Origin of the sequence: Streptomyces sp. NPDC096324 (genome assembly GCF_044763015.1) — a bacterium.
In the GTDB taxonomy this organism is placed as follows: domain Bacteria; phylum Actinomycetota; class Actinomycetes; order Streptomycetales; family Streptomycetaceae; genus Streptomyces.
Genome location: NZ_JBIWFK010000004.1, coordinates 104,172 through 126,080, shown reverse-complemented (window position 1 = coordinate 126,080; position 21,909 = coordinate 104,172). Strand labels below are relative to the sequence as shown.

Annotated in this window: 19 protein-coding genes; 15 read left to right on the top strand and 4 right to left on the bottom strand. The window is 71.1% G+C overall.

What is annotated here, in order from left to right; all coding sequences use genetic code 11:
• Positions 1-135 precede the first annotated feature (135 nt).
• The 14 genes from ACIQ7M_RS11365 (at position 136) to ACIQ7M_RS11300 (ending at position 16,089) form a co-directional block, all read left to right on the top strand.
• Positions 136-723: a TIGR03086 family metal-binding protein gene (locus tag ACIQ7M_RS11365; RefSeq protein ID WP_386985561.1), complete on the top strand. Its 588-nt coding sequence runs from the start codon at positions 136-138 to the stop codon at positions 721-723.
• A gap of 414 nt (positions 724-1,137) precedes the next feature.
• Complete coding sequence (locus tag ACIQ7M_RS11360) at positions 1,138-1,794, top strand: GntR family transcriptional regulator (protein WP_403642464.1); 657 nt, start codon at positions 1,138-1,140, stop codon at positions 1,792-1,794.
• Complete coding sequence (locus ACIQ7M_RS11355; protein ID WP_355772815.1) at positions 1,791-2,699, top strand: dihydrodipicolinate synthase family protein; 909 nt, start codon at positions 1,791-1,793, stop codon at positions 2,697-2,699. The genes ACIQ7M_RS11360 and ACIQ7M_RS11355 overlap by 4 nt, the downstream gene beginning before the upstream one ends.
• Positions 2,687-4,417: an L-arabinonate dehydratase gene (araD, locus tag ACIQ7M_RS11350; RefSeq protein ID WP_403642460.1), complete on the top strand. Its 1,731-nt coding sequence runs from the start codon at positions 2,687-2,689 to the stop codon at positions 4,415-4,417. Before ACIQ7M_RS11355 ends, araD begins: the two co-directional genes overlap by 13 nt.
• Positions 4,418-4,519: 102 nt before the next feature.
• A complete protein-coding gene (locus ACIQ7M_RS11345; RefSeq protein WP_355772821.1) occupies positions 4,520-5,455 on the top strand; it encodes a sugar ABC transporter permease in 936 nt (311 codons plus the stop codon).
• Positions 5,452-6,357 (top strand): carbohydrate ABC transporter permease, encoded by a 906-nt coding sequence (locus ACIQ7M_RS11340; RefSeq protein WP_355772824.1) that lies wholly within the window; start codon positions 5,452-5,454, stop codon positions 6,355-6,357. Before ACIQ7M_RS11345 ends, ACIQ7M_RS11340 begins: the two co-directional genes overlap by 4 nt.
• Positions 6,354-7,535: a Gfo/Idh/MocA family protein gene (locus ACIQ7M_RS11335; protein WP_403642455.1), complete on the top strand. Its 1,182-nt coding sequence runs from the start codon at positions 6,354-6,356 to the stop codon at positions 7,533-7,535. The genes ACIQ7M_RS11340 and ACIQ7M_RS11335 overlap by 4 nt, the downstream gene beginning before the upstream one ends.
• On the top strand, positions 7,532-8,374 hold the full coding sequence (locus ACIQ7M_RS11330) for a PmoA family protein (protein WP_403642452.1): 843 nt from the start codon (positions 7,532-7,534) through the stop codon (positions 8,372-8,374). The genes ACIQ7M_RS11335 and ACIQ7M_RS11330 overlap by 4 nt, the downstream gene beginning before the upstream one ends.
• Positions 8,374-9,939, top strand: a complete 1,566-nt coding sequence (locus ACIQ7M_RS11325; protein WP_403642449.1) for a family 43 glycosylhydrolase — start codon at positions 8,374-8,376, stop codon at positions 9,937-9,939. The genes ACIQ7M_RS11330 and ACIQ7M_RS11325 overlap by 1 nt, the downstream gene beginning before the upstream one ends.
• Before the next feature lie 323 nt (positions 9,940-10,262).
• Positions 10,263-11,588, top strand: coding sequence for an ABC transporter substrate-binding protein (locus ACIQ7M_RS11320; protein ID WP_403642446.1), 1,326 nt, complete (start codon positions 10,263-10,265; stop codon positions 11,586-11,588).
• A 284-nt stretch (positions 11,589-11,872) separates the two neighbouring features.
• The gene (locus ACIQ7M_RS11315; RefSeq protein ID WP_403642443.1) at positions 11,873-12,667 is read left to right on the top strand and encodes a rhamnogalacturonan acetylesterase; all 795 of its coding nucleotides are present in this window, start codon (positions 11,873-11,875) and stop codon (positions 12,665-12,667) included.
• Positions 12,668-12,699: 32 nt separating this feature from the next.
• Positions 12,700-14,028, top strand: coding sequence for a polysaccharide lyase family 1 protein (locus tag ACIQ7M_RS11310; RefSeq protein ID WP_403642440.1), 1,329 nt, complete (start codon positions 12,700-12,702; stop codon positions 14,026-14,028).
• Between the two features lie 2 nt (positions 14,029-14,030).
• A complete protein-coding gene (locus tag ACIQ7M_RS11305; RefSeq protein WP_403642437.1) occupies positions 14,031-15,173 on the top strand; it encodes a pectinesterase family protein in 1,143 nt (380 codons plus the stop codon).
• Between the two features lie 121 nt (positions 15,174-15,294).
• Positions 15,295-16,089 carry an HAD family acid phosphatase gene (locus ACIQ7M_RS11300; RefSeq protein ID WP_355774555.1) on the top strand — a complete coding sequence of 265 codons (795 nt, stop codon included), beginning with the start codon at positions 15,295-15,297 and terminating at the stop codon, positions 16,087-16,089.
• Between the two features lie 89 nt (positions 16,090-16,178).
• Here the strand turns inward: ACIQ7M_RS11300 and ACIQ7M_RS11295 are convergent, their stop codons facing one another.
• On the bottom strand, positions 16,179-17,042 hold the full coding sequence (locus ACIQ7M_RS11295; protein WP_403642433.1) for an anti-sigma factor: 864 nt from the start codon (positions 17,040-17,042) through the stop codon (positions 16,179-16,181).
• Positions 17,039-17,605 carry a SigE family RNA polymerase sigma factor gene (locus ACIQ7M_RS11290; protein WP_403642430.1) on the bottom strand — a complete coding sequence of 189 codons (567 nt, stop codon included), beginning with the start codon at positions 17,603-17,605 and terminating at the stop codon, positions 17,039-17,041. Before ACIQ7M_RS11290 ends, ACIQ7M_RS11295 begins: the two co-directional genes overlap by 4 nt.
• A 254-nt stretch (positions 17,606-17,859) precedes the next feature.
• Between ACIQ7M_RS11290 and ACIQ7M_RS11285 the strand changes: the two genes are divergently transcribed.
• Complete coding sequence (locus tag ACIQ7M_RS11285; RefSeq protein ID WP_355774564.1) at positions 17,860-19,311, top strand: NCS2 family permease; 1,452 nt, start codon at positions 17,860-17,862, stop codon at positions 19,309-19,311.
• 154 nt (positions 19,312-19,465) lie between these two features.
• Here ACIQ7M_RS11285 and ACIQ7M_RS11280 read toward each other — a convergent pair whose 3' ends face one another.
• Both ACIQ7M_RS11280 and ACIQ7M_RS11275 read right to left on the bottom strand, forming a co-directional pair.
• Entirely contained in the window at positions 19,466-20,917 is a 1,452-nt protein-coding gene (locus ACIQ7M_RS11280; RefSeq protein ID WP_386988961.1) for a peptidoglycan D,D-transpeptidase FtsI family protein, read from the bottom strand.
• Between the two features lie 98 nt (positions 20,918-21,015).
• On the bottom strand, positions 21,016-21,789 hold the full coding sequence (locus tag ACIQ7M_RS11275; protein ID WP_355773541.1) for an IclR family transcriptional regulator: 774 nt from the start codon (positions 21,787-21,789) through the stop codon (positions 21,016-21,018).
• Between the last annotated feature and the right edge of the window lie 120 nt (positions 21,790-21,909).

Below are 21,909 nucleotides of genomic sequence, written 5' to 3'. Positions count from 1 at the left end.
TGTACCCCGAGGGCCTGTCCCGCGGGACTCGCGAGCGAGGTGACCCGACGGGTCTCGCTCACGGGAGAGCCACCCAAGGTCCCGCGGGTCCACGGACCGGACCGGCGGACGAAGACGCGTACTGAGGAGAATCGGATGACCGGCCAGACTTTCGACTTCGGGCCGCAGGCCCTTGTCGTGGCGCGCCTCGCGGAGGGTGTCACGGACGCACAGCTCGACGGGGCGACGCCCTGTCCGCAGTACGCGGTGCGCAATGTGCTCGGGCATCTGGCCGGACTGGCCGTCGCCTTCCGCGACGCCGGGCGCAAGGACCTGGGCCCGACGACCGACACCAGCCCCACCGCCGCCGTGCCCGACATCGAGCCGGGCTGGCGCGAGGCCCTGCCGAAGGCGCTCGACGAACTCGCCGACGCCTGGCGGGACCCGGCCGCCTGGACCGGTACGACCCGGGCGGGCGGAGTGACGCTCCCGGCCGAGGTCGCGGCGGCCGTCGCCGCCGACGAACTGGTCGTGCACGGCTGGGACCTCGCGCGGGCCACCGGCCAGGACTACGCACCCGACGAGACCGCCCTGCGGGTGACGCACCAGTTCCTCACGGGCGTGGCCGACGACCCGACCCGCGTCGGGGGCATCTTCGGTCCCGTCGTCCCGGTGCCCGACGACGCGCCCCTCCTCGACCGCGTGATCGGCCTCAGCGGCCGTGACCCGGGCTGGAAGCCGTAACGGAAGATCTGTTCACGCGAGCACACGCGTCCGGGCACTCCCTCGACGCGTCACGGGCCGCCCGCCGAGCGGGCGGCCCGTCCGTGTGCCCGGGGCCGCATCGCGTGAGCGAACATGCGCCGCGCCCCGCCCCGGGGCATGCCGAGGGGTCGTTCGCGCCGGCCGCCACGCCGACGGATCCGGGAGGTCCGGGCCCCACGGCACCCCCGTGCCCCGCGCGGCGTGGCCCCCGTGCCCCGCGCGTCTCCGCAACTTCCTCTGTGAGAAGCGTTGACGAAACACGGTCACGCTCCTACCTTCAACGCGTCGTACTTCGTACGTCATATATGAGACGCGATACATGAGACCGGGAACCGGCGTCCACGGACGGTGCCCGGCTCCCGTGATCCGAGACGTGAGACCAGAGAGGCGCGCATGACCTCTGTGCCCACCCCGATCCCGTCCCGCACGCAGTTCGTGCTGGAGGGGATCAAACACCGCATCCTCACCGGGCAGTTGACCCCAGGACAGGCCCTGGTCGAGACCGACCTCGCCGCGCAGTTCGGGGTGTCGAAGACCCCGGTGCGCGAGGCGCTCAAGACCCTGGCCGGCACCGGGCTCGTCGTGATGAACCAGTACAAGGGCGTCACGGTGCGCATGGTGGACGCGGACATGGCGCGCGAGGTGTACGACGTACGGCTGCTCCTCGAACCCGAGGCGCTGCGGCGGGTGGTGCGCCGGAAGGCGTCCCTGGACGACGCCCGCGACGCGCTCACCCGTGCCGACGCCGCCGCCGACACCGCCGAACGGTCCCTGGCCAACCGGGAGTTCCACCGCGCCCTGTACGCACCCTGCGGCAACCCGCTGCTCGGCCGGATGCTCGACGAGGTGCGCGACCAGGCGGCCCTCGTCTCGGCCGTCGCCTGGGCCTCCGATCCCTCCTGGGAGCGGGAGGCGAGCGAGCACCGCGAGATCCTGCGCCTCGCCCTCGACGGTGACGCCGACGCCGCGGCCGCGGCACTGCACGCGCACATCGCCTCGTTCGTGCGACGGGCCTTCCCGCGGGGCCAGGAAGAGGACGGACAGGAATGACAGCGACGTTCGAGACCCAGCGGACGGCACTCGCCGAGGTCGTGGCGATCCCGGTGACGCCGTTCGCCGAGGACGGCACGATCGACCGGGACGCCCACCGGGCCCTGCTGCGCCGGCTCGTCGACGGCGGCGTCCGCACCCTCACGCCCAACGGCAACACCGGCGAGTTCTACGCCCTCACCCCCGAAGAGCGCCGGACCATCACCGAGTTGACCGTCGAGGAGGCCGGCGACCGCGCGGCCGTCCTGGTCGGCGTCGGACACGACCTGCCCACCGCCGTCGCCTCCGCGCGGCACGCCCGCTCCCTCGGCGCACCGATGGTGATGGTCCATCAGCCCGTCCACCCGTACGTCTCGGAGGGCGGCTGGGTCGACTACCACCGGGCGATCGCCGAGTCCGTTCCGGAGCTGGGCGTCGTGCCGTACATCCGCAATCCGGTGCTCGCGGGTTCCCGGCTCGCCGAACTCGCGGACGCCTGCCCGAACGTCGTCGGCGTGAAGTACGCCGTCCCCGACGCGGCGCGCTTCGCGTCCTTCGCGCGGGACGCCGGCCTCGACCGGTTCGTGTGGGTCGCCGGACTCGCCGAGCCCTACGCCCCCTCGTACTTCTCCGCCGGCGCCACCGGGTTCACCTCGGGCCTGGTGAACGTCGCCCCCGCCGTCTCGCTGAACATGATCGAGGCGCTCCGGTCCGGCGACTACCCGGCCGCGATGAAGGTCTGGGAGCGGATCCGCCGCTTCGAGGAACTGCGCGCCGCCGACGCCTCCGCCAACAACGTCACCGTGGTCAAGGAAGCCCTCTCCTCGCTGGGCCTGTGCCGCCGTGACGTGCGCCCGCCGAGCAGGCCGCTGACCGCGAACGAGCGGTCCGAGGTCGCCGCCATAGCCGCCGGATGGTCCCTGTGAAACGGCCCGAGGACCTCCGAAGCCACCAGTGGTACGGCACCGACGGGCTCCGCTCGTTCAGCCACCGGGCCAGGACCCGGCAGCTCGGCTACCTCCCCGAGGAGCACCTGGGCAAGCCGGTCGTCGCGATCCTCAACACCTGGTCCGACATCAACCCGTGCCATGTGCACCTGCGCGACCGCGCCCAGGCCGTCAAGCGGGGAGTGTGGCAGGCCGGCGGATTCCCGCTCGAATTCCCGGTGTCCACGCTGAGCGAGACGTTCCAGAAGCCGACCCCGATGCTCTACCGCAACCTGCTCGCGATGGAGACCGAGGAGCTGCTGCGGTCGTATCCGGTGGACGGGGCCGTGCTGATGGGCGGCTGCGACAAGACCACGCCCGCGCTGCTCATGGGAGCCGCCTCGGTCGACCTGCCGACCGTCTTCGTGCCCGCCGGGCCCATGCTCCCCGGCCACTGGCGCAACGAGGTCCTCGGCTCCGGCACCGACATGTGGAAGTACTGGGACGACAAGCGCGCGGGCCTCATCGGGGACTGCGAGATGACCGAGCTGGAGAGCGGGCTCGCCCGGTCGCCGGGGCACTGCATGACGATGGGCACCGCGTCCACGCTGACGGCCGCCGCGGAGGCGCTCGGCGTCACCGTCCCCGGCGCGTCGAGCATCCCGGCCGTCGACTCGGGCCACGACCGGATGGCGGCCGCGGCGGGCCTGCGGATCGTCGAACTCGTCCACAAGGGGCGGACGTTGTCCGACATCCTCACCGCGGAGGCCTTCACGGACGCGGTCACGACGGTGCTCGGCATCGGCGGTTCGACGAACGCCGTGATCCACCTGATCGCCATGGCCGGACGCGCGGGCGTCTCCCTCACCCTGGACGACTTCGACCGGATCGCCCGGACCGTCCCGGTGCTCGCGAACGTCAGGCCCGGCGGACAGAAGTACCTCATGGAGGACTTCCACTTCGCCGGCGGCCTGCCCGGGTTCCTCTCCCGGATCACCGACCTGCTGCACCTGGACCGGCCCACGGTGTCCCACGACAGCCTGCGCGAGCAGCTCGCGGGCGCCCGGGTCCACGACGACGACGTCATCCGCACCCGGGACGACCCGGTCGCGGCCGAGGGCGGAGTGGCCGTCCTGCGCGGCAACCTCTGCCCCGACGGCGCCGTCATCAAGCACATCGCCGCCGAACCGCACCTGCTGAAGCACACCGGTCCCGCGGTCGTCTTCGACGACTACCGCACGATGCAGCGGACCATCGACGACCCCTCGCTCGGCATCACCGCGGACAGCGTCCTCGTGCTGCGGGGCTCCGGCCCCAAGGGCGGCCCGGGCATGCCCGAGTACGGGATGCTGCCCATCCCCGGCCATCTGCTGAAGCAGGGTGTCCGGGACATGGTGCGGATCTCCGACGCCCGGATGAGCGGCACGAGTTACGGCACCTGCGTACTGCACGTGGCGCCCGAGTCCCACGTCGGCGGCCCGCTCGCCCTCGTACGCAGCGGGGACCCGATCACCCTCGACGTCGCGGCACGCTCGCTCCGGCTCCACGTGGACGACGCGGAGCTGGAGCGCAGGCGGGCCGCGTGGACTCCGCCGCCCGTCCGCTACGAACGCGGCTACGGCGCGCTCTACAACGACCAGATCACCCAGGCCGACACCGGCTGCGACTTCGCGTTCCTGGCCCGTCCGGGCAAGGTGCCGGACCCCTACGCCGGCTGAGGCCCCGACGACCGCACACGGAAGGCACCGCCCGACCCATGAGCACGTAGCAAGCGCTTCCTGCACTCGCTGTACCTGCCCCACTGCGAACGGAGAACAGTCATGGCCCAAGCCGCAGCCGTGGCGAAACCGCCCGCGCCACCCCGGCGGCGCCGTGCCTCCGCGACCCCGCGCAGGCTGCCCTATCTGCTGATCGCCCCGGCGGCGCTGCTGATGCTGGGCTTCATCGCCTACCCCGTCATCAGCGTCTTCTACTACAGCCTGCAGAACTACAACCCGACCAAGCCGTGGCGCAACGGCTTCGCGGGCCTCGACAACTTCACGCACGCCTTCACCGACGACCCCCAGTTCTGGGACACGCTGACGTTCAGCGCGCAATGGGTCGTCGTCGAGGTCGGCCTCCAGCTCCTGTTCGGCCTGGCGCTCGCACTGATCGTCAACCAGACCTTCGTCGGCCGGGCGGCCGGGCGCGCGCTGGTCTTCTCGCCCTGGGCCGTCTCCGGCGTGCTGACCTCGGCGATCTGGGTGCTGCTCTACAACTCCCAGACGGGCATCACCCGTTACCTCGCCGACGCGGGCATCGGCTCGTACGGGACGAGCTGGCTCTCGGACACCTCCACCGTCTTCCCGGCGGCCGTGGTCGCGGACCTGTGGCGCGGGGTCCCCTTCTTCGCGATCCTGATCCTCGCCGACCTCCAGTCCGTCTCGAAGGACCTGTACGAGGCCGCGGAGGTCGACGGGGCGAGCCGCCTCCGCCAGTTCCTGCACATCACGCTGCCGCACCTGAAGGACGCGATCATCCTCTCCACGCTGCTGCGCGCCGTGTGGGAGTTCAACAACGTCGACCTGCTCTACACCCTCACCGGCGGCGGGCCCGCGGGCGAGACGACGACCCTGCCGCTCTACATCGCCAACACCAGCGTCGACGCCCACAACTTCGGCTACGCGTCCGCCCTCACCACGGTCGCGTTCGTGATTCTGCTGTTCTGCTCGATCGTCTATCTGCGGCTGAGCAAGTTCGGAGGCGGCGACAAGTGATCACCAAGGAAGCCGGGACCATCGCCCCGGCCGCACCCGCCGCCCCGCCCGTCGAAGAACCCCGCCCGTCCGCGGCGAGGAGACGGCGCGCCTGGGACGAGGCCCCGCGCTGGCAGATCTACGTCCCCCTGGGCGGCTACCTCCTCTTCACCCTGGTCCCCTTCTACTGGATCCTGCTCTTCGCGCTGCGCCCCGCCGGATCCACCTCCCTCGTGCCCTGGCCCATGACGCTGGACCACTTCGACAAGGTGTGGACCGAGCGCAGCTTCGGGACCTACTTCCAGAACAGCGTGATCATCGCCGTCGCCACCCTGGTGATGACCACGCTCGTCGCGCTGGCCGGCGGCTACGCGCTCGCCCGCTTCGACTTCAGGATCAAACGCGGCTTCATGCTCGCGCTGCTCTGCTCCCAGTTCGTGCCGGGCGCCCTGCTCCTGGTCCCGCTCTTCCAGATCTTCGCCGAGCTCCGGATGATCAACTCGCTGGTCAGCGTCGTCATCGCCGAGACCGTCTTCCAGCTCCCGCTGTCGATGATCCTCATCAGCGGCTTCATCCGGAACGTGCCCTACACCCTGGAGGAGGCCGCCTGGGTGGACGGCTGCAACCGCTTCGACGCCTTCCGGATCGTCGTCCTCCCGCTGCTGCGGCCCGGACTGATCGCCGTCGGCTCCTTCGCCTTCGTCCACGCCTGGAACCACTTCCTGTTCGCCCTGATGTTCCTCAGCGACCAGAGCAAGCAGACCATCCCGGTCGGCCTCAACACCCTGATGAGTTCCGACAGCGTCGACCTGGGCGCGCTCGCCGCGGGCGGCATCATCGCCGCCGTCCCCGTGGTCGTCGTCTTCGCCTTCATCCAGAAATGGCTGATCACCGGATTCAGCGCCGGGGCGGTGAAGGGATGACCACCACCTCCCGTCAGGGCCGCGACCGGTACCTGGCCGGCACGCCGCTGCCCGTCGTCCTCGCCGGGGCGCGGGGGCACGGCCGCTGGCACCTGGACAACATCCGCCGGCTCCAGGACAAGGGCCTGGTGCGCCTCGCCGGGGTCTGCGAGCTGAACCCGCTCACCGAGGCGGAACTGGGCGGACAACGCGTCGAGCAGTCCGCCGACCTCGGGGCGCTCCTCGACTCCACCGGCGCCGCCGTCGCGGTGATCTGCACCCCCATACCCACCCACACCGACCTCGCGCTGACCGCCGCGCGCCGGGGCGTCCACCTGCTCCTGGAGAAGCCGCCCGCGCCCTCCTACGTCGAGTTCCGGCGGATGGCCGACGGCGTCGCGGCGGCCGGAGCCGTCTGCCAGATCGGCTTCCAGTCGCTCGGCTCGCACGCGGTGCCGGCGATCAGGAAGATGATCACCGAGGGCGCGCTCGGCCGGATCACCGGAATCGGCGGGGCCGGCGCCTGGGTCCGCGACGAGGCCTACTTCCGTCGCGCGCCCTGGGCCGGCAGGCGCCGGCTCCACGGCGCCGACGTCGTCGACGGGGTCCTGACGAACCCGCTGGCCCACGCCGTCGCCACGGCCCTCGCGCTGGACGGCTCGACCCGCGCCGAGGACGTCACCGCCGTCCGGACCGAACTGCTGCGCGCCAACGACATCGAGTCCGACGACACCTCGTGCGTACGGGTGACCACCACCGGGGGCCGGATCACCGTCGCCGCCACACTCTGCGCCGAACGCCCCGGCGAACCGTACGTCCTGGTGCACGGCACGGGCGGCCGGATCACCTTCTGGTACAAGCAGGACCGGGTGCTCGTGCAGCGGTCCGGACACGGCCCCGAGGAGATCCGGTACGGCCGCACCGACCTGCTGGAGAACCTGGCCGGGCATCTGACCGGCGGCGCCGACCTGCTGGTCACGCCCGAGTCGACGGGCGCCTTCATGAAGGTCGTCGAGGCGGTCCGGAGGGCCCCCGACCCGGTCGCACTGCCCCCGGACGCCTGGCGGACGGTTCCCGGCGAACGACGCCGGGTCGTGCCCGGCATCGACGGACTCGTCGCGGCCGCCGCCGACACCCTCGCCCTCTACTCCGAACTCGGCGCCTCCTGGGCGCGCCCGAAAGAGGTGAGCTCCGGATGAACGACGACTCGATGGCCTTGCGGATCGGCGGCCGCCCCGTCGCCCGCTACGTCACCCGGCCCGCGCTGCCGGCCCGGCTCTCGCCGCGCCCGTACCTGCATCCCGTCACCACCCTGGCCGGTACGGCCGTGACCGAGACCGGTCCGGCCGATCACACCCACCACCTCGGCGTCGGTGTGGCCGTACCCGACGTCGAGGGGCACAACTTCTGGGGCGGACGCACCTATGTCCGCGACCAGGGGCCGACCGAGCTGGACAACCACGGCGTCCAACGGCACGCGGGCTTCCAACTGCGCGACCCGGACGGCTTCGTGGAGGAGCTGCGCTGGACGGCCGCGGGCACCGAACTGCTGCGGGAACGCCGTACGGTCGCGGCCGTCGCCCTCACCGACAGCGCCTGGGCGCTGGACTTCACCTTCTCGCTCACGAACATCGCCGGGCGCGTCCTCTCCATCGGCAGCCCCGCCACCAACGGACGGCCGGGCGCGGCCTACGGAGGCTTCTTCTGGCGGGCCCCCAAGGAACCGGACGCCCCGCGCGTGTTCACCGCCGACACCGAGGGCGAGGAAGCGGCGCACGCGCGCCCCGCGGACTGGCTCGCCCTCGCGGGAGCCGGCTGGACGCTCGTCCTCGCCGGGGCGACCGCCGAGACCCGCCGCGACCCGTGGTTCGTCCGCGCCGCCGAGTACCCGGGCGTCGGTTCCTCGCTCGCCTCCGACCGGCGGCTCACCGTCGAGGCGGGGGACACGCTCGTACGCCGGGTCGTCACCGTCGTCGCCGACGGCGCCCTCGACCGGACCGGGGCCGCCGCGCTGGTCCGCAAGGCGGTGAGCCCCTGATGGCCCTGCCCTCCGCCGACCTCGGTGACGGCACCTACCGCAACCCCGTCCTCGACGCCGACTGGTCCGACCCCGATCCGCTCCGCGTCGGCGACGACTTCTACCTCACCGCCTCCAGCTTCGGCCGCGCCCCCGGCCTGCCGCTGCTGCACTCGCGCGACCTGGTGAACTGGACCCTCGTCGGGCACGCTCTCCAACGCCTGGAGCCGGCTGCCGAGTTCAGGACTCCGAAGCCCGATCGCGGGGTGTGGGCTCCCGCGTTGCGCCATCACGACGACCGCTTCTGGATCTTCTGGGGCGACCCCGACCACGGTATTTTCCAGGTCAACGCCCCGCGGATCAGAGGCCCTTGGACCCGGCCGCGCCTGGTGAAGGAGGGCCGGGGACTCATCGATCCCTGCCCGCTGTGGGACGAGGAGACCGGCGAGGCCTATCTCGTGCACGCCTGGGCCAAGTCCCGTTCGGGAGTGAAGAACCGGCTCACCGGACACCGGATGTGTCCCGACGGCACCGCTCTGCTCGACGAGGGGAAGGTGATCGTCGACGCCGACCTGATCCCCGGCTGGTTCACCCTCGAAGGGCCCAAGGCCTACCGCCACGAAGGCTGGTTCTGGATCTTCGCGCCCGCCGGGGGAGTCGAGACCGGCTGGCAGGGCGCCTTCCGGTCGCGCGGCTTCTTCGGGCCGTACGAGGAGCGGGTGGTGCTGGAACAGGGGAACACCCGCGTCAACGGCCCGCACCAGGGCGGCTGGGTGCGCACGGCGGCGGGCGAGGACTGGTTCGTGCACTTCCAGCAGCGCGGGGCCTACGGGCGGGTGGTCCACCTCCAGCCGATGCGCTGGGGCGCGGACGGCTGGCCGGTGCTCGGCGACGGGGGTGCCCCTGTGCGCGTCCACCGCAAGCCGGACCTGCCCGCCCAGCCGCCGTCCGCGCCCGCCACCGACGACGAATTCCCCGGCGGCCGTTTCGGGCGCCAGTGGCAGTGGACCGCCAACCCCCAGGACGGCTGGGCCACCCAGCATTCCGGCGACGGACTGCGGCTGACCTGTGTCCGTACGGCGGACGCCCACGACCTGCGCCGGCTGCCGCACGTCCTCACCCAGCGGATGCCCGGCACTGCGGCCACGGTCCAGGTCGACCTGTGCCTCGACAGCGAGGAGCCCGGGGCGCGGGCCGGGCTCGTGGTGCTCGGGGACGCGTTCGGCTGGATCGGGCTTCAGCGCGAGCCGGGGGGATCGGTGCGGCTCGTGCACCGGTTCGCCGAGACCGCGGCCGTCGGGGCACCCGCCGTGCGCTCGGGGCGGTGCGAGGGCGAGCGCGACGCCGCTCCGGCCCGCCCGGCGCCCGAGGGCCGGGTCCGGCTGTGGATCGAGATCGGCGCGGGAGCCCGCTGCCGCTTCTCCTACGACGTCGGCGGCGGCCGGCAGCCCTCGGGACAGGTCTTCGCCGCGACCGGCCGGCGCTGGACCGGCGCCCTGCTGGGCCTGTTCGCGCTCGCGCCGTCCGGCGCGGGGCACGCGGGGGCCGCCACCTTCACGCGATACCGAGTCACCGCGGCCCCCTGAGGGTCACCGTTCGTCAGCGCCGTCACCGTTCGTCAGCGTTCATCAGTGTTCGTCAGCCGTTCGTCCGCCTGTTGGGAGCCGCAATGTCGCACCTTCGCAGCAAGCGCTTGCCGGATGTGGAGGGAAGGGCGCGTCCCTTCCGCGAGCAGCCGGGTGCCGATCTCCGAGGACACCTCACCGACCCCACCACCCCGTTGGATCCGGAAGAAGAGAGCCGACCGATGAAGATCAGCCCACTCGGGAACAGCACACTCGGGAACAGCCCAGTAGGGAACAGCCCACTCGGGAACGGCCCACTGGCGACCGGTCCGAGAAGGACCCGCGTGCCGGGTGCCCGGCGTGCAGCCGTGGCCGTCGCCCTCGGATCCGTGCTCGCGCTGACCGTCACCGCCTGTGGTGACGACGGCAGCGGCAGCGCGGGCGACAAGGGCACCGAGGGCTCCGGCAAGGGCGAGATCACCTTCTGGGACAACAACGGCGGTGTCCGCACCGACATCTGGAAGCAGATCATCGCCGACTTCGAGAAGAAGTACCCGGACATCAAGGTCAACTACGTCGGCATCCCGGCGGCGAGCGCGCAGTCCAAGTACGACACCGCCATCCAGGGCGGCGGCCTGCCCGACGTCGGAGGCGTGGGCACCGCCATGCTCGCCGAGGTCGCCGTCCAGGGAGCCCTGGAGCCCCTGGACAGCCGGATCGAGAAGAGCGCGCTGAACGGAAAGCTGAGCCAGAACCTGCTCGGCGTCAGCCGGTCCGCGAGCGGCGGCGACACGCTCTACCAGGTGCCGACCTCCGCCAACAACGGCACGCTCTGGTACCGCACCGACCTGTTCAAGTCGGCGGGCCTGGACGCGCCGACCTCCTGGTCGGCGTTCTACGACGCCGCCGCGAAGCTCACGGACAAGGGCAAGAACAAGTTCGGCTTCACCATCCGCGGCGGCGAGGGCTCCATCGCCCCGGCGCTGGACGCGGCGTACGGCCAGAGCGGCATCACCTCGTTCTGGAACGGCGACAAGACCACCGTCAACGACCCGAAGAACGTGGCGGCCCTGGAGAAGTACGTCGCCCTCTACAAGAAGGCCACCCCGTCCGCCGACGTCAACAACGACTTCACCAAGATGGTCGCGCAGTGGGACAGCGGCACCATCGGCATGCTGAGCCACAACCTCGGCTCCTACCAGGACCACGTGAAGGCGCTGGGCGCCGGCAAGTTCCGCGGCATCCCGAATCCCACCCTGGACGACGGCACACGGGTGCAGATCTCCAACCCGGTCGACGGGCTGAGCCTGTTCAAGTCGGGCAAGAACAAGGCGGCCGCTTGGAAGTTCATCGAGTTCGCCGTCTCGGCGGAGGAGAACTCCAAGTTCAACGAGTCGGCGGGCCAAGTGCCGGCGAACACCGACGCCGCCGAGGACGCCTGGATCCAGCAGGCCGAGCCGACCAAACTGGCCGCCGAGGCGCTGAACGGCGCCGGCACCAAGATCGTGCAGCTTCCTTACTACCTGCCCGACTGGAACACCATCTCCAAGGCCGACAACGAGCCCGGCTTCCAGAAGGTGCTGCTCGGCAAGATGAGCGTGAAGGACTTCCTGGACACGCTGGCCGACCAGCTCAACACGGCGCAGGCCGACTGGAAGGCCCACCACTAGTCCGACGCGCCCGCGGGACCCGGCCGTGGCGCCCGTCGCGCCACGGCCACCCCGGGGTCCCGTCGCCCGGTCGTACCGCCGAATTCCCGGCCGGACCCCTGGCCGGACCCGCCGGACCCCCGGCCGGACCTCGGCCGAATCCTCGGTCGGACTTCGGTCGCCCCCGGCCGGACTTCAGCCGGACCCGCCGAACCCCTGGCCGGACCTCGGCCGGATCCCCGGCCGGACTTCAGCCCAACACCGATCGAACCCCCACGGAAACCTCTGTCGAAAGGCACACGCCCGTGTCCCTCACGCGCAGACAGGTCACCTCGGCGGCCGTGGCCGCCTTACCGCTCGCCGTCGCCGCGGCGGGCCCGGCGCTCGCCGCCCCGCACCGCGGGCCGCGCACCCTCCACATCGCCGGCGACTCCACCGCCGCCCAGAAGTACGCCGACGCCGCGCCCGAGACCGGATGGGGCATGGCTCTCCCGTTCTTCCTCCGCGAGGACGTCACGGTCGCCAACCACGCGGTGAACGGCCGCAGTTCGAAGAGCTTCATCGACGAAGGGCGACTCGCCGCGATCCTCGACGTCATCCGGCCCGGCGACCTCCTGCTCGTCCAGTTCGGGCACAACGACGAGAAGACCGCCGACCCGACGCGCTACACCGAGCCGTGGACGACGTTCCAGGACTGCCTGCGGCAGTACCTCGACGGGGCGCGGTCCCGGGGCGCCCAACCCGTGCTCGCGACCCCGGTGGAGCGCAGGAAGTTCGACGCGGACGGCGACGCGGTGCCGACGCACGGCGACTACCCGGCGTCGACGCGCGCGCTCGCCACGGCCGAGCGTGTGGCGCTCCTCGACATCCAGGCCCTGTCCATCGCGCTGTGGCAGAGGCTCGGCGTCGAGGAGACGAAGCGGTACTTCAACTGGACCGCGACCGAGCAGGACAACACGCACTTCAACCCGCCCGGCGCCATCGCCGTGGCCCGTCTCGTCGCGGGCGCGCTGCTGCACCGCCGCGTGCTCACGCCCCGGGACGTACGCCGTCTCGGCGCCGCGATACCCGAGTCCTGGATCACCTGGCCCACCGCCTGAATCGCCGAACCCGAAGGAAAGGGAGTCGCACCATGCGTACACAAGAATGGCATGATCATGGCACAGGCTGGCGCGCGGTCACCGTGCGGAGAGCCGCCGCGCTGATCGGCTGCACCGCTCTGGTGCTCGCCGTCACCGGCACCACCGCCGAGGCCCGCCCGCGCGACCTCGGCCGGCAGACGCTCGCCGCGGGCGACGGCTGGGCGTCCGACGGGACCGGCACCACCGGTGGCTCGGCCGCCGCCCCCGCTCGGGTCAGCACGGTCACGACCTGGGCGGAGTTCAAGGCCGCGCTCGCCGCGGGCGGCAGCGCACCGAAGATCATCAAGGTCAGGGGCACGATCGACGCCAACGCCTCCGGCTGCGACTCCTTCGCCGCCCCCGGCTACGACTTCGACCGGTACCTCGCCGACTACGACCCGGCGGTGTGGGGCTACGACCAGGTGGTCAGTGGCGAGCAGGAGGACCTGCGGGCCGCCTCCGCCGCGAACCAGGACACCGCCATCAAGGCGTACGTCCCCGCCAACACCACCATCATCGGCCTCGGAGCGGACGCGGGCTTCACGGGCGCGAGCCTCCAGATCAAGGACGTCGACAACGTCATCGTCCGCAACCTCACCTTCGAGAGCCCCCTCGACTGCTTCCCGCAGTGGGACCCCACCGACGGCGACACCGGCAACTGGAACTCCGAGTACGACAGCGCCGTCGTCTACGGCGCCACGCACGTCTGGCTCGACCACGACACGTTCACCGACGGCGACCACCCGGACAGTTCGCTGCCGACCTACTACGGCCGGATCTACGAACAGCACGACGGCGAACTCGACATCGTCAAGGGCGCCGACTACGTGACCGCCTCCTGGAACGTCTTCGCCGACCACGACAAGACCATCCTGATCGGCAACAGCGACAGCGCGGCGACCGCCGCCGTGGACCGGGGCCATCTGAAGGTCACCCTCCACCACAACCTGTTCACCGGCCTCGTCGAGCGCGCCCCGCGCGTGCGCTTCGGGCAAGTGGACTCCTACAACAACCACTTCGTGGCCGATTCCACCTACGGCTACAGCTACGGCATCGGCATGGAGTCCCAACTCGTCGCCGAGCACAACGCGTTCACGCTGCCGGACTCGGTCGGCGCCGGGCTGATCCTCAAGAAGTGGAAGGAGGCACCGCTGACCGCGGCCGACAACTACGTCAACGGCGTACGCACCGACCTGATCGCCGTGCACAACGCGGAGATCCCGGCGGAGACGCTCCAGTCCGGTGCCGGCTGGACACCGGTCCTGCGGACGAAGGTCGACGCGCCGAGGGCCGTTCCCGGCATCGTCGACCACCGCGCGGGCGCCGGAAGGATCTGCTGACCATGACCGGACTGCCCCTCGGCAGAAGGGCGTTCATCGCCGCGGGCACCGGAGCCGCAATGGCTCCCGTGCTCGCGGGCCCCGCCCGCGCCACCGCCCGTGCCACCGGCCGGACACCGTTCGGGCGCCACGGTTCGCCGTCCGCGCGGCGCGACGCGAGGACGCTGTACGTCCACCCCGGCGGCCTCGGCGACCACACCACCGTGCAGGGGGCCGTGACGGCCGCGACCGCCGCCGGATTCACCCTGGTCATCGCTCCCGGCGTGTACCGCGAGACGGTCTCGGTCGGAGCGATCGACCCGGCGACCGGCCTGCCCGGCGCCGCCGGATCCGAGATGACCTGGATCGGCGCCTCCGGCGACCCGCGTGATGTCGTCGTCGTGTACGACAACGCCAACGGCACGCCCAGGCCAGACGGTTCGGGCACCTACGGCACCACCGGGTCGGCGACGACCACCGTGCGCACCGACGGGTTCACCGCCCGCGCGGTGACCTTCGCCAACGACTGGCTGCGCGCCGACCACCCCGGGATCACCGGCACCCAGGCCGTGGCGATCAAGGTGCAGGGCGACCGGTCGGCGTTCCACCGGTGCCGCTTCCTCGGTCACCAGGACACCCTGTACGCCGACACGATCGCGCTCGGCACCTTCGCCCGGCAGTACTACCGGGACTGTTACGTCGAGGGGGACGTGGACTTCGTCTTCGGGCGGGCGACGGCGGTCTTCGAGCGCTGTCACTTCCGCACCCTGGGCCGCACGGACCTGGCCGGCGCCCCGTACGGCTTCGTCTTCGCGCCGTCCACGGCCGTCGCCGACCCGCGCGGATACCTGGTCACCCGCTGCGGGATCAGCAGCGCCGCGCCGGACGCGTACTACAAGCTGGCCCGCCCCTGGGTGCCCGGCTCGGACCCCACCGCCCGCCCGATGCTGACCGTCCGCGACACCCGCCTGGACGCCGGTGTCGACGCGGTCGCGCCCTACGCGAACATGTCCGCCGCCCACCCGTGGCAGAGCCAGCGCTTCGCCGAGTACCGCAACACGGGCCCCGGCGCGCTGATCACCGTCCCGGAGAACCGTCCCCAGCTCACGGACGCGGAGGCCGGGCAGCACACCCGTGCCGCCTATCTCGGCGACTGGTGTCCGTGATCCCTCTCCATGCGGAGGGGGCCCGAATCGTCCGGCGCGAGGCCCAAGTCGGCCGAAAAGTATGTATCGATCCGGCAAAAGACCTCGCGCCCACGGACGTTACGCGCGTAGAAAACCTGTCATGCATAAGCCACTCCGCATCGCGGCCGTCGCCGCGACCTGTGCCGTCGCCGGTGCCGCCCTGTACGGCACCGGTGTCGCCACCGCCGGTCAGTCGACGGCGAACTCGACGCACGAGCCTTACAACATCGGCGTCCTCGTCAAGGACATCGACACCTACTACGGCACCACCGCCGACAGCAACGGTGTCTACCAGGCGTCCCCCGACAGCCCGTACGCCAAGGACCTGGCCCGCCTCGACGCCTCCGCCAAGCGGTACATCGACCAGGCGGCCCGCAAGGCCCACCACCGGCACGAGAAGGCCGCGGTCGTCTTCGACATCGACGACACGCTGCTGCTGTCCCTCGACTACGAGAAGAAGACCAACTACACCTACAACTCGGCCTCCTGGGCCGCGTACGTCGCCCAGGCGGACCGCCCGGCCGTCTTCGGCAGCCCGGAACTCGTCAAGTACGCCGCTTCCAAGGGCGTCGAGGTGTTCTACAACTCCGGCCTGAAGGAGTCGCAGCGCGTCTCCGCGGTCGACAACCTGAAGAAGATAGGCGTCGACGTCAACCTCGACGCCGCGCACATGTTCCTCAAGGACGCGGCCAACCCGCCCGCCTACCTGGGCGACTGCGCCACCGCCGCCGCCTGGAACTGCACGACCGTGCAGTACAAGGCCGGAACCCGCAAGCACATCGAGTCCCTCGGGTACGACATCGTCGCCAACTTCGGCGACCAGTACTCGGACCTCGAAGGCGGCTACGCCGACAAGACCTACAAGCTCCCGAACCCCACGTACTTCGTGAGCTGACGCCTTCCCCCCCATGGGCGAACGCCCCCGCCGGTCCTCACCGTCGGGGGCGTTCGCCTGTCGGCGGGAGGGCCCGGGCCGACGCGTCGCTACGGACCTCCGCCGCCCGCGCTCGGGGCCGTGAAGTCCCCGGCCACGGAGGCCCGTTCGCCGTCCGCCGCGGTCGCCGTCACCGTGTAGCCGTCGCCCTTCGCGTCCCGGACGCCGCGGTCGTGGCCGTACTGGCCGGCGAACACCCAGGTGCCCGGCCAGACCGTGCGGCCGGGCCTGAGGGTCCAGGTGTAGACGAGGAAGCCGTCCCGCTCGGCGACCTTGGTGGTGAAGTCGCCCCCGGGCAGCGAGAGCCAGGCACCCGCCTCCCTCACCCCGCCGGTCTGCCCGACCTTCAACGTGACCGCCAGCGAGGTGAGTCGCTTCGTGGTCCTCAGGCTGACATCGCTCTGCGCCCAGAAGTCGTCGCTGTGCGGGTCGACCGAGCCGTCCGACCGCAACGGGCCGTCCGCGGCGTCCCCGGCGGGCGTCCCAGCCGGGGTGGCGGCCCCGGTCGCCGCGGGGATGTCGGAGGGGGAGGGGCGCGGTCCGTCCGACGTTTCCGGTGTCCCGGTACGTGGTCCGGGTCCGGGCGTGACCACCACCCCTCCGGTCGGGTCCGGCGAGGGGTCGGTCGCCGGTGGGACGGCCACGGTCCGCGGAGCCGGGCCGTCGTCCCGCACCGCCGAGGCGACCACGTACCCCCCGACCGCCAGGACGCCCGCGACCGCCGCCGTGGCGCCCAGGACGCGCACCCAGCCGGGCAGCGGCGGGCGTGCCGTGCGCCGCTGCGGCCGCCCACCGGGGCCCGCCATGCCACGCTCGACGCGGGCCAGGATCCGGGCGCGGTCCGGCTCGTGGGACCCGGCCGCCTCGCGCAGCCGGACGCGCAGCTCGTCGTGCACCTCCCGCGACTCCCTCACCGGTCCCGACCTCCGGCCCCGCCCGCGGGCAGCGCCCCCGCGTGCATTCGTACGGCCGCCTCGTCCGTGCCGAGCAGCCGCTTCAGTTCCGCCATGCCCTTGGACGTCTGGCTCTTCACCGTACCCACGGACACGCCGAGGGCGAGTGCGGTGTCCTTCTCCGACAGGTCGAAGGCGTGCCGCAGCACGACACAGGCGCGTTTGCGGAACGGCAGCCGGCGCAGCGCCTCCTGGACGTCGACCGTGCCGGGCACGTCCGGGTTCTCGGTCCTGTCCTCGCGCTGCGACCAGAAGAGCGTCATGCGTCGGCGCTCGCGCACCGCGGCCCGGATCCGGGTGCGGGCGAGGTTGGCGACCACCCCCCGCGCGTACGCCGTCGGACGGTCCGCCGCGCGCACCCGGTCCCAGCGGTGCCACAGCGCGAGCAGCGCGTCCGCGGCCAGATCGTCGGCGGCGTCCGCCTCACCCGTCAACAGATGCGCCAGCCGCGCCAGTTCGGCGTAGTGACGTTCGAAGAAGGCGTGGAACTCCGCGGCGGCGGCGTCGTCGACGAGCGTGCTCACGGGACACCTCCCTCGCTTCGGCTGCCGCACCGGTGCGGGCGCGGCGGGTGCGGATCCGTGATTCCGGTGTGGGGCAGGGGAGTTCCGGCGGAGCGGGACGCGTGAGCGTAGCAGCCGGTCGTCCGGGCCCCGGAACAGTGCCTGGCGGGCCGAACCCCATTCCGTAACACGGGGAAAACCTGAAACGGGTTGATCGGGGGAACAATCCAGCCAGCATCCGCACACCGGGCCCGCAGGCAACGAGGAGTAACGCCATGTCCGAAGCGCAGAAGGTCGACAACCGGCCAAGTGCCGCACCACCGACGGCAAGAGGGGTCGACGGGTTCTTCAAGATATCCGCGAGAGGCTCCACCGTCGGCCGGGAGATACGCGGCGGGTTCGCCACGTTCTTCACCATGGCGTACATCCTCGTGCTGAATCCCATCATCCTCGGCAGCGCCAAGGACAAGTTCGGGCACACGCTCGACACGGGTCAACTGGTCACCGCCACCGCGCTGGTGGCGTGCGTGATGACCGTGATCATGGGCATCGGCGGCAACCTCCCGCTCGCCATCGCCGCGGGCCTCGGCCTCAACGCCGTCGTCGCCTTCCAGCTCGCCCCGCTGATGAGCTGGGACGACGCGATGGGCCTGGTCGTCCTCGAAGGCGTCCTGATCTGCGTCCTGGTGCTCACCGGCCTCCGGAAGGCGATCATGAACGCCATTCCGCAGCAGCTCAAGCAGGCCATCGGCGTCGGCATCGGCCTGTTCATCGCCTTCATCGGCTTCGTGGACGCCGGGTTCGTCAGCCGCATCCCGGACGTCGCGAACACCACCGTCCCCGTGCAGCTCGGTGCCGTGGGCCGCCTCACAGGCTGGCCCGTCCTCGTCTTCTGTCTCGGTGTCCTGCTGACCATCGCGCTGATCGCCCGCAGGGTGAAGGGCGCGATCCTCATCAGCATCGTCACCATGACGGTCGTGGCGATCGTCATCAACGCCGTCGCCGACATCAAGAGCTGGGGCCTGACCACCCCCAAGGTCCCGGACAAGATCGTCGACAGCCCGGACTTCGGGCTCATCGGTCACTTCAGCCTGTTCGGCGGCTTCGCCGAGGCCGGTGTCCTCACCGCGGTCCTGCTGATCTTCACGCTGGTCCTGTCGGACTTCTTCGACGCCATGGGAACCATCGTCGGGATCAGCGCCGAGGCCGGGCTGCTCGACGAGCAGGGGCAGGTGCCGGGCATCGGCCGGGTCCTGTTCATCGACGGCGCCGCCGCCGTCGCGGGCGGTCTCGGCTCCGCCTCCTCCAACACCGCCTACATCGAGTCCGCGGCCGGCGTCGGCGAGGGCGCCCGCACCGGCTTCGCCAACCTGGTCACCGGCGGCCTCTTCGGTCTCGCGCTCTTCCTCACCCCGCTGCTGACCATCGTCCCGCTCCAGGCCGCGGCGCCCGCGCTGATCGCGGTCGGGTTCCTGATGATGACCCACGTCAAGCACATCGACTGGGACCAGTACGAGATCGCGATCCCGGCGTTCCTGACCATCGCCGTGATGCCGTTCACGTACTCCATCACCGACGGCATCGGCGCCGGATTCCTCGCCTACGTCGTCATCAAGACGGTGGTGGGCAAGGCGAAGGAGGTCAACTGGCTGCTGTGGGCGGTCTCGGCCCTGTTCCTGGTGTACTTCGCGATCGACCCGGTGGAGCAACTCCTCGGCGTGAAGTGACCGGCCCGCACGCGGGAACCGGCTTCTGAGGGGACCGGCCGCGACGGCGCCGGTGCCCGGAGCGGCCGGTCCGTACGACGGAGCCCCCGTGCGAACGGCCCCGCACCCCGTCCGTCGGGGTGCGGGGCCGCCTCGCGTACGGGCCGGGCGCGCCTCAGCTCTTCAGCGCGGCCCGCATCATCGCCTTGGCGACCGGCGCCGCCAGTCCGTTGCCGCTGACCTCGGAGCGCGCCGCGTCCGACTGCTCGACCATGACCGCGACGGCGACCTCCTTGCCGTTCGAGTCGGACTTCGCGAACGACGTGAACCAGGCGTACGGCGTCTTGCTGTTCTTCTCGCCGTGCTGGGCCGTACCGGTCTTGCCGCCCACGGTGGCGCCGGGGATCAGGGCGTTCGTGCCCGTGCCGTCCTCGACGACCGTCTGCATCGCCGACCGGAGCTGCCGGGCGGTGTCCGAGCTGACGATCTCGTCGGTGTCCACGCTGTCGTCGTAGTTCCTCAGCACATTGCCGTCGGCGTCGCTGGTCTGCGACACCATGTGCGGCGAGACCAGCTTGCCGTCGTTGGCGATGGCGGCGGACACCATGGCCATCTGGAGCGGCGTCGCGGTGACGTCGTACTGGCCGATGCCGGTCAGCGCCGTGGACGACGGGTTCATGTCCTTGGGGTACACGCTGGTGTACGCGCGCACCGGCACGTCCTGCTGCGTGTCGTTGAAGCCGAACTTCTCCGCCATGGCCCGGACCTTGTCCTGGCCCAGGTCGACCGCCATCTTGCCGAAGACGTTGTTGCAGGAGTACTGGAGCGCGACCCGGATCGAGGCGTTCTCGCAGGGAGCGGACGCGTTCTCGTTCTTCAGGAGGGTCGTCGTGCCGGGCAGGGTGTACGGGTCCGGGCTGTCCGTCTTGGCGTCCACGTCCCCGTAGAGCCCGTCCTCCAGCGCGGCGGCGGCCACGACCAGCTTGAAGGTCGAACCCGGCGGCAGCGGCTGCCGCAGCGCGCGGTTGACCAGCGGCTTGTCGGGGTCGGTCGTCAGCTTCTTCCAGACGCTGTTGTTCCCGGTGCTGATCGTCGTCGGGTCGTACGACGGTGTCGAGGCGACCGCGAGGATCTTGCCGGTCTTCGGGTCGATGGCGACGGCCGCGCCCTTGTTGTTCCCGAGCGCGTTGTAGGCGGCCTTCTGGACGTCCGGATCGATCGTCGTGACCACGTCACCGGGGTCGGCGCGCTTGTTCGTGAGCGTGTCCAGCGGGTTCTTGAGCTGGATGTCCGAGCCGTCGAGAAGCTTCTGGTAGATGCCCTCGAGCTGGGTCGCCCCGTAGACCTGCGAGCTGTAGCCGGTGACCGCCGCGTACAGGCTGCCGTCCTTGTACGTCCGCTTGTACTTGAGGTCGCTCCCTGTCGTCTGCGCGGAGCCGGTGATCGCGTCGCCGGCCACGATGATGTTCCCGAGCGGGTTCGCGTACAGCGCGATCGCGTTCCGTCGGTTTTCCTTGTCGTCCGCGAGTGCCCGACCGTCGTAGAACTGCACCCAGGTCGCCCTGACCAGCAGGGAGAGCACGAGCAGCAGCGTGAAGACGGCGGCACGCCTGATCGTCTTGTTCATTCCGACCAGAAGGACGAGCGATCAGGGGTGAATCGTTCCCGTCCGCCCGGTTTTCTCATCGGTTCCTCATGGGGCCGCCGGGCCGGCCGCCCGCCTTCTCAGAGCCTGCGGGTGGCCAGGGTGAGCCGGTCACGGGCGTCGAACAGGGCGTCCTTGACCATCTGCTCGTGCGCGGGGGTGAGCCGGGCCACGGGCACCGAGCAGCTGATCGCGTCACGTGCGGGCGTGCGGTACGGGATCGCCACACCGAAGCAGCGCAGCCCCAGCGTGTTCTCCTCACGGTCCACCGCGAAGCCCTGCTCCCGCACCTGGCGCAGCTCCTCGATGAGCTTCTCCCGGTCGGTGATCGTGTGCTCGGTCAGCGCGGGAAGCGTCTCCGGCAGCATCTTGCGGACCTGCTCGTCGCTGTACGTGGCCAGCAGCGCCTTGCCGAGCGAGGTGGAGTGGGCGGGGAGCCGGCGGCCGACGCGGGTGAAGGGGCGCAGATAGTGCTGTGACTGCCGGGTGGCGAGATAGACGACGTTCGTGCCGTCCAGGCGGGCGAGGTGGATCGTCTCGGTGGTGTCGTCCGAGAGGCGGTCGAGGGTGGGGCGCGCCGCGGCGACCACCTCGTCGCCGTCGATGTACGAGGTGCCGACCAGCAGGGCCCGTACGCCGATGCCGTACCGCGTGCCCGTCGCGTCCGTCTCGACCCAGCCGAGCTCCACGAGCGTGCGCAGCAGCATGTACAGGCTCGACTTGGGATATCCGACGGCCTCCTGGACCGCGGCGAGGGAATGCATTCCGGGCCGGCCGGCGAAGTACTCCAGCAATTCAACGGTCCGCACCGCGGACTTGACCTGCGCCCCGCCACCTGTCTCGCCTGCCGGCATCGCCCTTGACCCCTTCGTTGGACGGAAATAGTCTCCGACCAGAAGTTCATCATCAGAGACAGCGTTCAGCATATCGAACACCCCTGGTGAGTGACACAAGAACTTCGGCGAGAACTGTGG

Bases quoted from the DNA above. Each gene is read 5' to 3' on its own strand.
- ACIQ7M_RS11365 (WP_386985561.1), top strand. From the start codon at position 136: ATGACCGGCCAGACTTTCGACTTCGGGCCGCAGGCCCTTGTCGTGGCG.
- araD (WP_403642460.1), top strand. From the start codon at position 2,687: ATGGTCCCTGTGAAACGGCCCGAGGACCTCCGAAGCCACCAGTGGTAC.
- ACIQ7M_RS11345 (WP_355772821.1), top strand. From the start codon at position 4,520: ATGGCCCAAGCCGCAGCCGTGGCGAAACCGCCCGCGCCACCCCGGCGG.
- ACIQ7M_RS11280 (WP_386988961.1), bottom strand. From the start codon at position 20,917: ATGAACAAGACGATCAGGCGTGCCGCCGTCTTCACGCTGCTGCTCGTG.
- ACIQ7M_RS11325 (WP_403642449.1), top strand. From the start codon at position 8,374: ATGGCCCTGCCCTCCGCCGACCTCGGTGACGGCACCTACCGCAACCCC.
- ACIQ7M_RS11285 (WP_355774564.1), top strand. From the start codon at position 17,860: ATGTCCGAAGCGCAGAAGGTCGACAACCGGCCAAGTGCCGCACCACCG.
- ACIQ7M_RS11275 (WP_355773541.1), bottom strand. From the start codon at position 21,789: ATGCCGGCAGGCGAGACAGGTGGCGGGGCGCAGGTCAAGTCCGCGGTG.
- ACIQ7M_RS11305 (WP_403642437.1), top strand. From the start codon at position 14,031: ATGACCGGACTGCCCCTCGGCAGAAGGGCGTTCATCGCCGCGGGCACC.
- ACIQ7M_RS11360 (WP_403642464.1), top strand. From the start codon at position 1,138: ATGACCTCTGTGCCCACCCCGATCCCGTCCCGCACGCAGTTCGTGCTG.
- ACIQ7M_RS11300 (WP_355774555.1), top strand. From the start codon at position 15,295: ATGCATAAGCCACTCCGCATCGCGGCCGTCGCCGCGACCTGTGCCGTC.
- ACIQ7M_RS11310 (WP_403642440.1), top strand. From the start codon at position 12,700: ATGCGTACACAAGAATGGCATGATCATGGCACAGGCTGGCGCGCGGTC.
- ACIQ7M_RS11330 (WP_403642452.1), top strand. From the start codon at position 7,532: ATGAACGACGACTCGATGGCCTTGCGGATCGGCGGCCGCCCCGTCGCC.
- ACIQ7M_RS11355 (WP_355772815.1), top strand. From the start codon at position 1,791: ATGACAGCGACGTTCGAGACCCAGCGGACGGCACTCGCCGAGGTCGTG.
- ACIQ7M_RS11335 (WP_403642455.1), top strand. From the start codon at position 6,354: ATGACCACCACCTCCCGTCAGGGCCGCGACCGGTACCTGGCCGGCACG.